General features: G+C 75.4%; 14 protein-coding genes. 10 read left to right on the top strand and 4 right to left on the bottom strand.

The genetic code is table 11. From position 1 onward, the window contains the following. Positions 1-464 precede the first annotated feature (464 nt). Positions 465-1046, bottom strand: coding sequence for an HhH-GPD-type base excision DNA repair protein (locus ACA361_RS27950; RefSeq protein WP_375016669.1), 582 nt, complete (start codon positions 1044-1046; stop codon positions 465-467). Positions 1047-1129: 83 nt separating this feature from the next. Between ACA361_RS27950 and ACA361_RS27945 the strand changes: the two genes are divergently transcribed. The 10 genes from ACA361_RS27945 to ACA361_RS27900 all read left to right on the top strand — a co-directional run bounded on the left by ACA361_RS27945 (position 1130) and on the right by ACA361_RS27900 (position 10910). Then, on the top strand, positions 1130-1840 hold the full coding sequence (locus ACA361_RS27945; protein ID WP_375016667.1) for a molybdopterin-dependent oxidoreductase: 711 nt from the start codon (positions 1130-1132) through the stop codon (positions 1838-1840). A 24-nt stretch (positions 1841-1864) separates the two neighbouring features. Continuing rightward, the gene (locus ACA361_RS27940; RefSeq protein WP_375016665.1) at positions 1865-2659 is read left to right on the top strand and encodes a cytochrome b/b6 domain-containing protein; all 795 of its coding nucleotides are present in this window, start codon (positions 1865-1867) and stop codon (positions 2657-2659) included. A 182-nt stretch (positions 2660-2841) separates the two neighbouring features. Then, positions 2842-3084, top strand: coding sequence for a hypothetical protein (locus ACA361_RS27935; RefSeq protein WP_366625838.1), 243 nt, complete (start codon positions 2842-2844; stop codon positions 3082-3084). 229 nt (positions 3085-3313) lie between these two features. Further along, positions 3314-4906 (top strand): hypothetical protein, encoded by a 1593-nt coding sequence (locus ACA361_RS27930; protein WP_375016913.1) that lies wholly within the window; start codon positions 3314-3316, stop codon positions 4904-4906. Positions 4907-5009: 103 nt separating this feature from the next. Then, the gene (locus tag ACA361_RS27925; RefSeq protein WP_375016662.1) at positions 5010-6443 is read left to right on the top strand and encodes an SseB family protein; all 1434 of its coding nucleotides are present in this window, start codon (positions 5010-5012) and stop codon (positions 6441-6443) included. A 95-nt stretch (positions 6444-6538) separates the two neighbouring features. After that, a complete protein-coding gene (locus tag ACA361_RS27920; protein ID WP_375016660.1) occupies positions 6539-8260 on the top strand; it encodes an SseB family protein in 1722 nt (573 codons plus the stop codon). After that, the gene (locus tag ACA361_RS27915) at positions 8257-8625 is read left to right on the top strand and encodes a hypothetical protein (RefSeq protein ID WP_375016658.1); all 369 of its coding nucleotides are present in this window, start codon (positions 8257-8259) and stop codon (positions 8623-8625) included. The genes ACA361_RS27920 and ACA361_RS27915 overlap by 4 nt, the downstream gene beginning before the upstream one ends. A 43-nt stretch (positions 8626-8668) precedes the next feature. After that, a complete protein-coding gene (locus tag ACA361_RS27910; protein WP_375016656.1) occupies positions 8669-9421 on the top strand; it encodes a LamB/YcsF family protein in 753 nt (250 codons plus the stop codon). Between the two features lie 5 nt (positions 9422-9426). Then, complete coding sequence (locus ACA361_RS27905; RefSeq protein ID WP_375016654.1) at positions 9427-10044, top strand: allophanate hydrolase subunit 1; 618 nt, start codon at positions 9427-9429, stop codon at positions 10042-10044. After that, a complete protein-coding gene (locus tag ACA361_RS27900) occupies positions 10041-10910 on the top strand; it encodes a biotin-dependent carboxyltransferase family protein (protein ID WP_375016652.1) in 870 nt (289 codons plus the stop codon). The genes ACA361_RS27905 and ACA361_RS27900 overlap by 4 nt, the downstream gene beginning before the upstream one ends. Here the strand turns inward: ACA361_RS27900 and ACA361_RS27895 are convergent. The 3 genes from ACA361_RS27895 to ACA361_RS27885 all read right to left on the bottom strand — a co-directional run bounded on the left by ACA361_RS27895 (position 10903) and on the right by ACA361_RS27885 (position 15344). Then, positions 10903-11604 carry a histidine phosphatase family protein gene (locus ACA361_RS27895; RefSeq protein ID WP_375016650.1) on the bottom strand — a complete coding sequence of 234 codons (702 nt, stop codon included), beginning with the start codon at positions 11602-11604 and terminating at the stop codon, positions 10903-10905. The two genes, ACA361_RS27900 and ACA361_RS27895, sit on opposite strands and share 8 nt — an antisense overlap. Before the next feature lie 9 nt (positions 11605-11613). Beyond that, the gene (locus ACA361_RS27890; RefSeq protein ID WP_375016648.1) at positions 11614-12675 is read right to left on the bottom strand and encodes a winged helix DNA-binding domain-containing protein; all 1062 of its coding nucleotides are present in this window, start codon (positions 12673-12675) and stop codon (positions 11614-11616) included. Positions 12676-12752: 77 nt separating this feature from the next. Continuing rightward, a complete protein-coding gene (locus ACA361_RS27885) occupies positions 12753-15344 on the bottom strand; it encodes an AAA family ATPase (RefSeq protein ID WP_375016646.1) in 2592 nt (863 codons plus the stop codon). Positions 15345-15511 lie beyond the last annotated feature (167 nt).

Here is a 15511-nt window from a genome sequence, read left to right as displayed (position 1 = left end):
GGCCGGCCCTCCACCCCGGCGATCCGGGGATGCGGAACGGACGTATCGGTGCTCATCGGCAACACCTCCGCCCCAGGGGGTCCCGTACCGCGCGGCAGTTCGTCATCACTATGCGTGAATGGGAGCAGGCTAGCGCTCCCGCCTCCATCACAACACCCGTCGAAGTCAGGTACTCATCATCCCGGTGGTTCGCCGCCGACGGAAGGCCCCGCGGCATCTGTGTCACGCGGCTCACGGCGCCGACCTCCGGATTCGGACGGACTCGGACGGACTCGGACGCCGCCCGCGCCGGCCCGCCCGGGCGGCGGGAGGCGTCCACACGGACGGCGAGTACGTGATGGTACGACGCCCGAGCCCGACACGCCCGGCGGGCGCGCTCGCTCGGCGAGTTCCGGACGCCCCGAACGGGCCGCGCCCCTGGCGCTATCTCCGGCAAAAAGACGGCAAAGACGCGCCGCCCGCGATCACTTCTTCGCCTTGGCCGCGGCCTTCATCTCCTGCTTGAACGCCCGCACCTCGGCCAGCGACTCGGGCCCGGTGATGTCGGCGACGGACCGCCGCGAGCCCTCCGCGCCGTAGTCGCCGGCCGCCTCGCGCCAGCCCTCGGGCCGCACGCCGTACTGCTTGCCCAGCAGCGCGGTGAAGATCTGCGCCTTCTGCCTGCCGTAGCCGGGCAGCGCGTTGAGCCGCTTGAACAGCTCCTTGCCGCTGTCCACGTCCCGCCAGATCGCGCCGGCGTCGCCGTCGTAGTGCTCGACGAGATACTGGCAGAGCTGCTGGATCCGCTTGGCCATCGAGCCGGGGTAGCGGTGCACGGCCGGCTTCTCCGAGAGCAGCGCGGCGAACCGCTCCGGGTCGTACGCGGCGATCTCGTGCGCGTCGAGGTCGGCGCTCCCGAGCCGCCGGGCGATCGTGTACGGGCCGGTGAACGCCCATTCCATCGGGATCTGCTGGTCGAGCAGCATGCCGGTCAGGGCGGCCAGCGGGCTGCGTCCGAGCAGCTCGTCGGCCTCGGGCTTCTGCGCGAGAACAACCTGGGTGGCCATGGGGCCAGCTTAGATCTCACCGTTTCCTTACGGGCGCGCCGAGGGCATGGTGGCGGCGGCGCCGGAGTGCTCGAATGGAACATGTGGCGGAAGACGACACGGAACGGGCGGAGGGCGCGCCGGTAGGGCGGCGGATCGTCCTCGGCATGCTCGGCCTGGGCGCGGCCGGCGTCGCGGTCGGCGCCTCCCTCCAGCAGGGGGTCAGCCGTGCCCTCGCACCGGTGAACCGGATCGGGGAGGTGCTGCCGGGCACGGGCGGCTTCCGGTACTACTCGGTCGTCGGGAGCGTGCGGCCCCGCCGCCCGGAGGAGCACCGGGTGACCGTGGGCGGCCTGGTGCGCGAGCGGCGCTCGTTCGGCATGGCGGACCTGGCGGCGCTCCCCCGGACGCGCCTGACGCGCGACTTCCAGTGCGTGACGGGGTGGCGGGTGCCCGAGGTGATGTGGGCGGGGGTGGCCCTGCCCGACCTGCTGGACGCGGTGGGCGTCTCGCCCCGGGCCCGCGCGGTCCGGTTCACCTCGTTCGACGGGGTCTACACCGAGTCGCTGACGCTGGAGCAGGCGCGGCGGCGGGACGTGCTGGTGGCGACGGAGATGCTGGGCGCGCCGGTGACCCACGACCACGGCGGGCCGGTGCGGCTCTTCGTGGCCCCGATGTACGGCTACAAGTCGCTCAAGTGGCTGGGCGGCATCGAGCTTACGGAAAAGGTCGTCTCCGGTTACTGGGAGCGACGCGGTTATGACGTCGACGCCTGGGTCGGCCGGTCGAACGGACGGAACGATCCCCCCACATGACCACCTCACATGACGAACCCGCACATGACGGACCCGCACATGACGCACCCGCACATGACGCACCCGCCTGACCGGCTGCGCCGGTTCGCGGCGGCCGAGCGCTGGGTCCACCACGCGACGGCCCTGCTGATGCTGGTCTGCCTGGTCACGGCCGCGCTGCTGTACGTGCCGGCGCTGTCGGCCGCGGTGGGGCGCCGGGACCTGCTCAAGCCGCTGCACGTCTGGGCCGGGTACGCGCTGCCGCTGCCCGTGCTGTTCGGCCTGGCGTCCGAGGCGTTCCGGCGGGACCTGCGCAGGCTCGACCGGTTCACCGCGCACGACCGGGACTGGCTGCGCCGCGGGGACCGGCGGGCGGTGGTGCGCGCGGGCGGGCTGGAGCGCGGGGTCGTCCCGGTGGGCAAGTTCAACGCGGGCCAGAAGCTGAACGCGGCGTTCACCGCGGGCGCGATCCTGGTGCTGCTCGGCACCGGGACGATCATGACGTTCCCGGATCCGTGGCCGGACCGCTGGCGGACCGGCGCCACGTTCGTCCACGACTGGCTGTTCCTGCTCGTGCTCGCGGTGACGGTCGGCCACCTCTGGTACGCCCTGCGGGACCGGGGCGCGCTCGGGGCCATGGTGACCGGGCGGGTGGACCGGGCGTGGGCGGCCCGGCACCACGCCGGCTGGCTCGACGAGCTCGACCGGCGCGCCGGAGTCCATGAGCCCGGCGGGACGGAGCCGATGGGCCGTTCGGATGCGTACCCGGAAAGGCACGCTCCGGAACGCCCGGGAGAACCTCCGGAGAACGTCCTGAAGACCCCGCCGGATAGGTCTTGACACTCACCGCAAAAGCGCTGGAATGAGACGCGAGGCGAGGTTGGCGGCGCGTCCGGCCGGACCCGAAGGCGCTGATCAGCACGGTGTTCACGGGTCGTCACGGAACGATCGCGCCCGCCCGTCCCGCTCCCGGCGGTTCACCCCGTCCCGCCGGACCCTCGGGGCTCGGAGGCGCTGCGTTGATGCCCGCACTGGCCGACCGCCGCGGCGAGATCCGCCGGCTGCTCACCGGACGGCTCTCGCTGGAATTCGCGATCTTCACTCCCGACACCGTCGAGCGCTGTGTCGCCGATGTCCAGGCGTGCGCGACCCATCTGGGCCTGGACGCCACCCCGGCCCTGGTGGAGCGCATGGCCCGGGAGCATCTGGTCGGCATGGTGAAGTCCGAGCCGCCGTCCGGGCGCGTCGGCGGTCCCGACGCGTGAGCGGCGGGAGCCGCGGGCGGCACGGGCGGCACGGCGCGCGGGCCGCGGACGGGGACCGGCGCGGATTCCGGCGCGTCCCTTTCCCGCCGTCGCCGATGTCCTGGGCGAGTACCGGCGCCGGATCTGAGAAGCTAGGGGAGTGAGTCCCCGCAGCCGCCGCCAGTCCTCCGGGGAGCCGCCCCGGGACGGCCCGCCGTCCTCGGACGAGATCTCCGCGATCTTCGACGGGATGCTGCGCCACGCGCGCGAGCTGCTGGCCGTGCGCAGCCCGCTGGACGCCGAGCTGATCGTCAGCGAGATCCTGGGCTCGTGGTGGGGCCGCCGGGTCCCCGACGGTGACGTCGAGGAGGTCATCGGCGAGGCGCTGATCGACCACGCCGGCCGGGTCGGCACGCCCGCCGCGCTGGCCCTGCTCACCGGGATCGCCTACCTGGGCACGCCGCGGCAGGCGGCCCGGGCCGAGCGGGCGGCGCTGGCCCTGATGGAACGCGGCGTCGCGCGCCCCGGCTGGGCCGACCGGGTCGGCACGGTCGCGCTGGAGGACTGCCACGTCTCCCGCGACGTCTACGGCGACCAGGAGTCGGTGATCTGCACGTTCACCTACGGCGGCCGCGACCGGCACGCCCTGGTGGTCGTCGTCGACCGGACGAAGCCGTCGGCCGTCCAGGGGTCGCTGCTGCACGGCACCGGCGCCGGGAGCGCGTTCCCCGGGTTCCCCGGGTTCCCGGGCACCCTCCCGTCCCACGGCAACGGCAACGGGCACCCGCCGGCCGCCGGGATGGTCCGCGACGCCTGGGTCTCCTCCCAGGTCGACCGGCTGCTCGACCACTGCCGGTGGGAGGGCCGCACCAACCCGCTGATGGTCTTCGAGCGGCTCGACCCGCGCGACACGCGGGCGGTGCTGCGCCGGGCGCTGGAGTTCACCGACGAGGCGCGCGACCCGCCGGTCGGGGAGAAGTTCGGGTCGTACCACGCGTTCGTGCGGGCCCGGGTGGCGCTGCTGCCGCCGGGCGGGCGGGCGCCGCAGCCCGCGGTGTACGGCCGCGACCGGCGGGCCACGATCGCCGCCCGGTTCCTGTCCTCCGACGAGGCCGAGGAGCTGTCCGACCTGTCGGCCGCGTCGCGCTGCGTCGACCGGATCATCGACTACGGCTGCGCGCACGACTTCGGCCGCCCGCTGCGGGTGAGCCCGACCAAGTGCGAGATGTTCCTGCTCGACTGGCTGCCGCGCAAGGTGCTGCTGTCGCCGACCGAGCAGGAGGCCGTACCGCACGTGCTGGCGGCCTGGGTGCGGTGGGCGGGCAAGCGGACCGGGCTGCCCGAGGAGGGCGTGCGGGCCACCCTGGACGCCGTCTGGGACGCCACCGCCAAGTTCGCCGAGGCGTACCGCGATCCGTCGGCGTTCGGGCTGAGCCGCGATCTGGTGGCGCGGCTGCTGCCGGACGGCGAGCTGGAGGCGCTGCCCCGGCGCGCGTTCGCGCTGCCGTTCCTGACCGGGCGGCACCGGCAGTCGGGCCGGCACGGCGCGATCGACCTGTCCACCCTCGACCCCGCCGATCCGGAGGACCGGCGGATCATGCTGGAGTTCGAGCACCCGGGCGCGTCCCCCGAGCACCTGGACGCGCACGAGCGGCTCGCCCGGCGGCTCTGGGACGGCGACCCGCCGCAGCTGTGGGAAACCGCACAGGCGCTGCTGGACGTGGGGTTCGAAAGGCACGAGATCCTGCACAGGCTGATGGACGTCCTGGACGCGTACGCCGACGATCCGGGCGAACTTCGCGGGGCGCTCCGTGTGCTCCGTCACGTGGCGCCGCCGGAGTGAGCGGCTGGTTTGCCAGCGGCGTCGCGGGCGACAATCATCGGGATCTCGGGAAGCGGTCGCGCGGGGGTCGCGGCCCAGGCCCGGCCGGTAGGGAGTGATCTAGTTGGAGTGGTCCGAGTTCGCGCGGCACCTGGGACGCGAGCTCGCGGGTCTGGAGCGGGACACCATCCTCATCGTGCGCGAGCGCGACGAGAGCCGCCACTACGTCCAGGCGATGCGGGAGCCTGACCGGCTGTACGCCGAGGCCGTCAGCAACAACTTCCTCGACGGGCCGCTGCTGCTGACGCTCGCCGACGAAGAGGTGATGAGCGAGGCCGGCTGGCGGCCGCCGGCCGAGCCCGGCCCGGACGGCAGCATGCACTCCGGCCCGCGCAACTGGTGGACGGAGCTGCCCGCCTACGCCACCGCCGGCGACCACGGCCGGCTCGCCGACGTCATGGTCACCGCGCTGCGCGACGTGCAGGGCGTGCGGCGCCCCTCCGACCTCGTGTACGAGTCGTTCCACCGGCACGGCACCGGGCTGATCGAGCTGCTGGACTTCGGCATCGAGACCGCCGACCCGGGCCGGGTGAGCAAGCGGCGCAGCACCCTGGCCGAGAGCGCCGGCTGGGACGACGGCGCCTCCGTGGCCTCCGTGGGCACCGAGGGCGCCGGGGGCGTTCCGGCGCTGGCCGCGCCGGTGCCCGGCTTCGAGCCGGGGCCGCCCGCCGCCGACGGGCCGGACGAGCTGGAGCCGCGGCTCGCCGAGGCCAAGGGGCGCGGCGACCACACCACGTACTTCGAGCTGCTGCTGTCGGCCGACCTGGTCCTGCCCTCCACGGCCCCGGCCGTGGAGGACCCGGAGGCCGCCGACCTGCCGACGACCACGATCGGGAGCGGCACGTACATCGTCGTGTTCACCTCGCCGCAGGCGCTGGTGCGCTCGGGGCACCGGCCCGACCTGTACCGGCGGACGTCGTTCGCGCAGCTCGCGCTCGGCTGGCCGGACCCGGCCTGGCAGCTGGCGATCAACCCCGGGCTGCCCAGCGAGGTCCATCTGGACGCCGCCGCCGTCAACCGGCTGGACGCCACGCAGCGCGCCCTGGCCCGGCCGGCCGCGCAGCCGCCGGTGATGCCACCGCCGCCGCCCGTACCGCCGGCCGCGTCTCCCGGGGTGCCGCCGGCGGCGGCCGACCCCGTCGCTCCCGCCACACCTGTCGCCCCTGTCGCGCCTGCCTCGCCTCCCGCGCCCGGCGCCCCGGTCGCGCCCGGAACGCCCGCCGTCCCGGTGCCCGCGCCGGTCCCCGAGCCGCCCGCGTCCGAGGAGCCCAGGGAGGAGAGGGACGGCCTCGCGGAGAGGGAGCCCGCGTTCGCGCCCGGCGCCCCCGTGCTCGCCTCCGGCGGGCCGCTGCAGGCCCCGCACGGCACCCGCCTGTGGCACTGGGACGGGACGGGCGACGAGGCCGAGACCGCCGTCCCGGTGGCCGTCTTCGACGCCATCGGGGGCATGTGGACGCAGGTCCGCGCCGACGCGGTCCCGGCTCCGCGCCGCGACTGACCCGTTTGACCACGGTCGGCCCCGCGCGCCGCGGCCGGGGCGGCTAACGTCGGGGACGTAAGCGGGTAACACGGACACTCGAAGGTTGGGCCCGATTGGACTGGAACGACTTCGCCAAGCGGCTGACGATCGAGCTGATGCGCCTCCCGGTCCAGGCGTACCTGATCGTGCAGGATCCCAGCGGGCTGCCCTACGTCCAGGCGATGCGGACGGAAGAGGAGATCGACGCCGAGGCCGTGAGCAGCGCCTTCCTGCCGCGGCCGCTCTCCCCGCGGCAGGAGCGGCGGCTGACGATCAACGGCTGGGAGCGGCCCGACGACGCGGACCGGCGGAACTGGTGGTACCTGACCTCGATGGTCGACCGGTCCGGCCGCCCGGCCGCCGACGCGGCCGAGCGCTGCGCGGCCCTGGCCGGCCGGATGGTCGCCGCGTTCCGTGACGTGTACGGCGTCCGCGGCCCGCTCGACCTCGTCTACCAGGCGGGCAGCACCGACGAGGAGCTGGCCGCCCCGATGGACCTGCCCGGCCTCGGACTCCCCCGCGCCGTCGAGGAAGAGGACCTCGGGGCCATGGGAGACGCAGCGGAAACAGGGGCCATAGGGGACCCGGCGGGCGCCGCCGGCGCGGCGGCCGCCGGGCCGCGGCCGGGCGACACGCCCACGCGGGCGCTCGCCGCGCGCCTGGAGACGGCGCTGGCCGCCGCCCGCGAGCGGGGCGACCAGGAGGGCTACATGGCGATGCTGACGCGGGCCGTGCTCTACCTGCCGTCCCCCGCCGACACGACCTTCGGCGACGCCCCGGGCCACCAGTACGCGACCGCCGTGTTCGGGGACGAGACGTTCGTGCTGGCGTTCACCTCGCCCGCGGCGATGGACCGTTCGCTGCGCGGCCAGGCCGTCCACCACCGCCAGGCGTACCTCGCGGAGCTGGGGCGGAACTGGCCCAACCCGGAGTGGCAGCTCGCGATCAACCCGGGCCTGCCCAGCGCCGCGTACCTCGACGCCGCCGCGCTCTTCGGCCCCGCCGGGGAGGAGCCCCCGCCCGACCCGGAGCCCGCCCCCGAGCCGCGCCCCGAGGTGGCCCGGCAGAACGGGCACGCGCCCGGCAACGGCCTCCCTGCGAGCACCTCCAAGGACATCCCGGTCGTCCCCAAGGCGGCGCCACCGTCTCCCCCGGCACCGCCCCCGCCGCCGGTGCCGCCGGAACCGGAACCGACACCGGAGCCGGAGCCGGAGCCGCAGGCGGCGGAACGGCCGCGGCCCGCGCCCCGCCCGGACCGCCCGCCCGGGCACCGGCTCACCGTCATGCAGAAGGTCGTCCCGCCGGAGCAGGTCGCGCACTACCTCAAGGGCGGGTACGACCTCGTCGGCGGCTACGTGCACCGGCTGCGCGACGTGCGCGACCTCGACACCCCGGCCGCCCTCGTCCGCGGGCTGGGCCTGGTGTACGAGGGGACGCCGTTCCAGCCGGGGGACGAGGCGATCCACGTGATCCGCTGGCCCGCGATCAAGCCGGTGCTGTTCCGCAAGCCGCTGGGCGGGATCGACGAGTGGAGCATGAGCATCATCCCCGGCGGCTGGGTGATCGAGAAGGCGCCGTTCCCCGGGTCGGGGTACGCGCCGGGCGAGGGCCCGCCGATCCCCGAGTTCAAGATCGTCAGCCAGCGGCTGCCGCACGGCGCGGAGATGTACCGCATCCGGCGCTCCGGCAGGGAGGAGCTGGTGGCCGGGTACGACGCGGACCGCCGGCAGTGGCTGCCGAGTCCCGGCGCGCGGATCCCGGACGCCCCGCCGGCCCGGCACGAGGAGCGGGCATGAAGGCCAGGCACGGCTACTACGCGCGCTGGCGCGGCACCGAGTACGAGGCCGGCCCGGACGGCGCCCGGGTGCGCCTCTACCTGGACGCCCCGGCCGAGGGCTTCGCCGAGGTGGCGCCGGGCCGCCACGTGCGCGTCGTGCCCGCCGCCGAGATCGACCGCCTGTCGTACGTCAGCACGGTGTGCACCTGGCGCGGCGAGAGCTTCGTCGTGCTGGGCGAGCACGACGGCTGGCTGCGGGTCGAGTACACGGGCGGCAAGGCGCCGGTGGCCGAGGCGCTCGGCCTGGAGATGTTCGACCGCGGCGTCTACCAGGCGTGGGCCCCGCGCGGTGAGGTCGAGGACCTGCGCGAGGAGGCCGTCTGACCGCGGTGACGGAGCGGTCGCCGGACGGTGATACATCTGAGCCATGGCGGTCATCGATATCAACGCGGATCTGGGCGAGGGCTTCGGCATCTGGACGCTCGGCGACGATCACGCCCTGCTGGACGTGATCACCAGTGCGAACGTGGCGTGCGGGTTCCACGGCGGGGATCCGCTGATCATGCGGCGGGTCTGCGCGGGGGCGGTGGAGCGCGGGGTCACGATCGGGGCGCAGGTGTCGTACCGCGACCTGGCCGGGTTCGGGCGGCGCGAGATGGACGTGGCCGCGCCGGAGCTGACCGCCGAGATCCTCTACCAGCTCGCCGCGCTCGACGGCATCGCCAGGACCGAGGGGGGCCGGGTGGCGTACGTGAAGCCGCACGGCGCCCTGTACAACCGCGTGGCGCGGGACGCGGTCCAGGCGGGGGCCGTCGCGGCCGCCGTGCGCGCGTACGACGCGTCGCTGCCGCTGCTGACGCTGCCCGGCTCGGCGATGTATGAAGCGGCCGAGGGGCTCACGGTCGTCGCCGAGTGCTTCGCCGACCGCGCGTACACGCCCGAGGGCCGGCTGGTCTCGCGCCGGGAGCCGGGCGCGGTCGTCCACGATCCGGACGCGGTCGTCGAGCGGGCCGTGCGGATGGCCGTGGACGGCACCGTCACCGCGGTCGACGGCAGCGAGATCCGGCTCGGCGCGCGGTCGATCTGCGTCCACGGGGACACGCCGGGCGCGGTCGAGCTGGCGCGCGCCGTCCGCGCGGCCGTCACGGAGGCGGGCGTGACCGTGGAAGCGTTCGCGTGAGCGGCATGACGGTCCGCAGGGCGGGGGACGCGGCGCTGCTGGTGGAGACCGGCGACCTGGCGGCGTCCCACCGGCTGAACGCGGCGATCCGGGACGCCGGGCTCCCCGGCATCGTCGACGTCGTGCCGGGCGAGGGCACGGTGCTGGTGGTCGCCGACCCGGCGGCCGCCGACCTGGACCGGCTGGCGGCGCGGCTGCCGGAGCTGCCGCTGCCCGAGCGGGCGGCGGCGCTGACGCCGCCGGTGGAGATCCCGACCGTGTACGACGGCGCCGACCTCGACGCGGTCGCGGAGCTGGCCGGGATGTCGCGCGAGGAGGTCGTCGCCCGGCACGCGGCGTCCACGTTCACGGTGGCCTACCTGGGCTTCTCCCCCGGCTTCGCGTACCTGACCGGGCTGGACCCGGCGCTGCACGTGCCGCGGATGGACTCGCCGCGCACCGCCGTCCCGACGGGTTCGGTGGCGATCGCGGGACCGTACGGCGCCGTCTACCCGTCCCAGTCGCCGGGCGGCTGGCGGCTGCTGGGCCGCACCGAGCTGACGCTCTGGGACGTCACCCGCGATCCGCCGTCGCTGCTCCAGCCGGGAACAGAGGTCCGTTTCGTCGCCGGGGAGGCGCGTTGATCGAGGTCGTCCGCCCGGGTCCGCTCGCGACGGTGCAGGACCTCGGCCGTCCCGGGCACGCCCACCTGGGCGTGCCCTGCTCGGGGGCCGCCGACGCGCGGTCCCTCCGGCTGGCCAACCGGCTGGTCGGCAACGCCGAGGGCATGGCCGCCGTGGAGTTCACGCTCGGCGGCGGCGCCCTGCGCTTCCACGACGCGGCCTGGATCGCCGCGGCGGGCGCGCCCGTGCCGCTGAGCGTCGGCGGGCGGCCGTGCGGCATGAACGCCCCCTGCCACGTGCCGGCGGGCGCTCTGGTGGAGCTCGGCGTGCCCCCGCGGGGGCTGCGGAGCTACCTGGCGGTACGGGGCGGGCTGGACGTCCCGGCGACGCTGGGGAGCCGTTCCACGGACCTGCTGTCCGGCCTGGGCCCCGCCCCGCTCGCGGCCGGCGACCGGCTGCCGGTCGCCGCCCCGGCCGGCCTCGCCGATATCGGGGTGGACGTCGCGCCGGTGCCGGCGCTGCCCGAGACGCCGGTCCTGCGCGTCCGCCCGGGACCCCGGGACGACTGGTTCACCCCGGACGCCCTCGCGACGCTCACCGGCCGCCCGTACGAGGTGACCCCCGCGAGCAACCGCGTCGGCGTCCGCCTGGACGGCGCCGCGCTGTCGCGCGCCAGGGACGGCGAGCTGGCCAGCGAGGGCATGGTCACCGGCGCGCTCCAGATCCCGCCGAACGGCCTGCCGATCCTGTTCCTGACCGACCACCCCACGACCGGCGGCTACCCCGTCGTCGCGGTGGTGGCGGCCGCGGACCTCCCGCTGGCCGCGCAGCTCCGGCCCGGCCAGCGGATCCGCTTCGCCCTCGCGGGCCGAGCGGGGGTCAGGTGAGCGGCTGCGGGGCGCTGTGCGGCAGGTGGGCGATGTCGTTGTATCCGCGCAGCGACCACCGGCCGTCCAGGACGACCAGGCGCGAGATCGAGCAGTTGTCGGGGGTCAGGAACGCGAACGGGCGGGAGCCGGTCGCGATCGCGAGGGCCTGGCCGATGGCGCCGCCGTGCGAGAACACCGCGATCCGGCCGCCCTGGTGCGCCTTGGCCAGCCGGTCGATCGCGTCGCGGACCCGGGCCTCCAGCGCCTCGCGGGACTCGGCGCCGGGGATGACGTCCCAGCGCTCCTCGGCCCACATGCGCTGCGCGACGGGGTCCCCCTCGGCGACCTTGCGGCGGAACAGGCCGCCCTCCCACTCGCCCAAGTGCACCTCGCGCATACCCGGTTCGACCTGGAGCTCCAGCCCCAGCCGGCGGGCCAGCGGCTCGGCCGTGCGGACCGTACGGCGCAGCGTGGTCACGTAGATCGCGTCGATCCGCTCCCGGCCGAGCCGCTCCGCGAGCAGCTCGGCCTGCTCCCGCCCCTCGGGCGCGAGGTCGGGGTCGCCCTGCCCGTCGACGAGCGGGAACGGCGCGCCGGGCCGCGCGGGCTCGGAGGCGCCGTGGCGGACGAGCAGCACCTCGGCCGCGCCGGCGGGCGGCTGGTAGGGGGTCTGCCGGTACTCGGGGGAGGATCCGGTCGCTTCGTCGCTCACGCCCGCACCCTAGGCCATGGCCTCGCGCAGAGCCTCGATCGCCTCCTCCAGGAGCCCGCCGGGGACGTCCTCGAACGGCGTGACCTGGACGGTCCCGTCCTTCGCCTGCTCCCAGACCCCGGCGACGCGGCCCTCGTACAGCACCACCGGCGAGATCCAGCCCGCGGTCCTGCTGACCTCGGAGCGGCGCTCGGGCGGGACGAGGTACGCCGATCCCGTGCCGGCGCCCAGGACGTACTGGTCGAAGCCGCCCAGCAGCCGCACGGACCGGTCGGGCGGCGTCTCCAGCAGCTCGTCCAGGTGCTCGCGCGGCACATGCATCGGGACGCCGTCGACCTCGACGGCCGCCAGCCGGTCCTCGACGGCGGCGAACCAGCTCTTCACGTCCTTCTTCCGGCTGGCCTTGCGCGTCAGCCAGTTGTCGAACGCCTCGGGCGTCGCCGGCCCGTGGGCGCCGAGGTAGGCGGGGATGACCGTGCGGGCGGCGTCCTCGGGCTCGGGCGTCCCGGCCCAGGGCGGCGCGGTGAACGTGACGTTCGTCCCCTGGGGCGGCCCGTAGCAGAGCACGCCCCACCAGGCGAGCGGCTTGAGCAGCGTCCCCCACCCGGAGCCCAGCACCTCGGCCAGATGGCCGGAGCCGGTCTCCGCGAGGATCGCGGCGGTCAGCTCCTTCCTGGTCAGCGCCGCGCCGCCGGACAGGGCCGCGGCCGCCGCGGCGGCGATCGCCTCCAGATCGGCGGGCGTGGCGCCGAACGTCCGGATCCAGCCGGGCCGCTCCCAGTGGCGGGTCGTGGCGCACAGCGCGAGATAGGCGGGCGCCTCGTCGCTCGGCAGGAGGTGGAGCGTGCCGCGCATGGCCCACGTCTTGACGAGCGTGCCGTCCTCCCGCAGCGCCCGCCGGACACCGCGCCCGCCGCGCACGGCCACCGCCAGCTCCGCCGCCGACGCCACCTGCGCCTGCACCCCCGCCAGCCGCCGCACGACGTCAAGGGCCGGCGCCTCCGCGGGCACGTCCAAGAACTGCCGCCGCATCCGCCAAGCGAGCACCTGCGGCCAGGTAACCGATTCCACCGCTCGATCCCACCACACCCCACCGACACCCGATCACCCTGATCCGCAAAGGCTCCTCTCCCGCCGAAGGAAGGCCGTCAAGGGCCTGACGCCAAGGGCGTGGCAATAGAAGCAGCGTGGACGTCGTCGGCGGTGAGGACGGTCAGGTCGGCGGCCGTCGCGGCGGCGCCGAGCCGTGCCGCGCGCAGGGCCCGGGACGCGCACGCCTTCTCGTAGATGGAACGGGCGAAGCGGCCGTTCCCGAACTCGTCGATCCGGCCGACGCCGCACACCCGCTGGAAGAGCAGCGCCAGGTCGTCCAGGGCGCCCTCGTCCCAGCGGTCGCCGCTCTCCTCGGCGATCAGCTGGGCGATCTGGAGCAGCTCGTCGGGGCCGTACGAGGGGAACCCGACCCGGACGTCGAACCGGGAGGCGAGCCCGGGATTGGACGACAGGAAGCGGTCCATGTCGCCCTCGTAGCCGGCCAGCACCACCACGAGCCGGTCGCGGTCGTCCTCGGCGCGCTTGAGGAGGGTCTGCACGGCCTCGGCGCCGAACGCGTCGCCGCCGCTGTAGCCGGGGTTGGACAGCGCGTACGCCTCGTCGACGAACAGCACGCCGCCGAGCGCCGAGTCGACGATCCGGTTGGTCTTGAGCGCGGTCGCGCCCAGGTGCTCGCCGACGAGGTCGGCGCGCTGGCACTCGACGACCGAGGGGCGGGAGAGGAGGCCGAGCGCGGCGAAGATGCGGCCGAGGACCCGGGCGACCGTGGTCTTGCCGGTGCCGGGCGGGCCGGTGAACACGAAGTGCCGGGTCGGCGGGCGGGTGACCAGGCCCTGGTCCTGGCGCATCCGGGCGACCTGGAGCTGCGCGGCGATCTCCCGGACCTGCCGCTTCACCGGCTCCAGCCCGATCATCGCCTCCAGCGAGCCGAGCGCCTCGTCCAGGGTGGGCGTCTCGGCGTAGCCGCGGTACCGCTCGGTGACCTCGGCGTACGCCGACTCGACGTCCTCGGCGCGCAGCGTGACCAGGTCGTCGGCGGTGGGCCGGTGCTCCTCGGAGCGGCCGACGACGCGGACGTCGCGGGCGCGCGCGGCGCCCTCGGTGAGCGTCCGCACGAACCGGCCGTTGCCCAGCTCGTCCACGATGCCGCGGCGCTCGGTCTCGGCGAAGCGGGCGGCGAGCCGCCGCCGGGCCTCGTCGTCGAGCCGGTCGCCGCGCAGCCCGGTGTGGTACTCGGCGATCTCCAGCAATTCCGCCGGGGTGTACGAGGGAAAGTGCACGCGGGTGCCGAACCGCGAGGCCAGCCCGGGGTTGGAGGCCAGGAACTCGGCCATCTGCGGCTCGTACCCGGCCAGGATGATCACCAGGTTGTCGCGGTCGTCCTCGGCGCGTTTGAGCAGCGTCTGGACGGCCTCGTTGCCGAACCGGTCGGGCTGCCCCTCGGCGGCGTTGACCAGCCCGTACGCCTCGTCCACGAACAGCACGCCGCCGAGCGCGGAGTCGACCAGCGCGGTGGTCTTGAGCGCGGTGGCGCCGAGGTACTCGCCGACCAGGTCGGCGCGCTGCGCCTCCACCACCGCGGGGGTGGGCAGCAGCCCGAACGCGTAGAAGATCTTGGCGAGCACCCGGGCGACGGTCGTCTTGCCGGTGCCGGACGGGCCGACGAACACGAAGTGCCGCATCGGCTTCTCGGTCGGCACGCCGGCGGCGGCGCGCAGGTGCGCGGCCTCGATCGATGCGGCGATCGACCGGACCTGCCGCTTCACCGGCTCCAGCCCGATCATGTCCTCCAGCTCGGCGAGCGCCTCGGCCACCGAGATCTCCGGCGGCTCCGCGGCGGCAGCGGCGGCCGTGCCGGTCGCGCGTCCGGGCGCGGCGGGCGGCGGCCCAGCGGTCTCCCTGGCCTCGGCGGCGCGCTGCTCGTACGCGGCCTGCGTGGCCGCGGGCACGCCCGCGTGCGGCGCGTCCTCGCCGGCGCCGGGCTCGTCCGCCGGGGGGCGGCGCCCGCGGTCGGACCGTTTGCGGGGGCCGGTCGCGGCGTCCCCCTTCGCACTCTTGTGCTCCGCGGGGTCCGTGGCGTCCGTGGTGCCGGACTGCTCCTGGACCCAGCCGGTGTCGTACGCCTCGGCCGGTACGGCCCGCCGCGCCTGGTCCCACCGGTACGCGAGGACGGCGAGCGCCGCGGCCCACCCCGGCGACACGTGCAGCTGCGGCAGCAGGTGCACGACGGCCGCGGTGACCAGGCCCGCCGCGCCGAGGGAGAGCAGCGCGGTGCGCCACGGCGCGTACCCGCGCAGCCGCAGCGCCACGAGCGCCACCGGCAGGGCGAGGAGCGCCAGCAGCAGCGCCGGGTTCAGGTAGAGGGGGAGGCCCTGGTCCGGGTACAGGCGGCCGAGCGGGATCGCCAGCAGCGCCCAGCCGACGATGACCGAGCCGACGGCCATGCCCGCCGGGGAGCGCAGGAACAGGTGGGCGACCGCGAGCGCGGCGAGCGCGGCCACGGCCGTGCCGGCGACCGGGCCTTCCAGCAGCACCGCCGCCACCACCGCCAGCGCGGCCAGTAACAGCCCGCCGAGGAACCGCTGCCCGCTCTGGATCTGGAAGTAGCGCACGCGCAGGCGCTCGAACAGATCCCGCGCCGCGCTGGCCGCCGCGGCGCGAGAGCGGGCTCTCCGGAACACAGCCATACAAGGCGAGTAAAGCGCAGTGCCCGCCATAACGGGACTCCCCGGACCGGGTTCGTTGCTCGGGCCGGGCGTGTCCGGGCGTGTCCGCCCGCGGCGGCCGTACGATCGACGGGTCCGCCACCCCGCCGATGGAGCCTCCGTGAACGATCCCCGCCACGCCCCCGAGA

This window comes from Actinomadura sp. 21ATH, assembly GCF_041951345.1.
In the GTDB taxonomy this organism is placed as follows: domain Bacteria; phylum Actinomycetota; class Actinomycetes; order Streptosporangiales; family Streptosporangiaceae; genus Spirillospora.
Note: the sequence above shows the minus strand (reverse complement) of the source record. Positions and strands in the feature narration are given on the sequence as shown.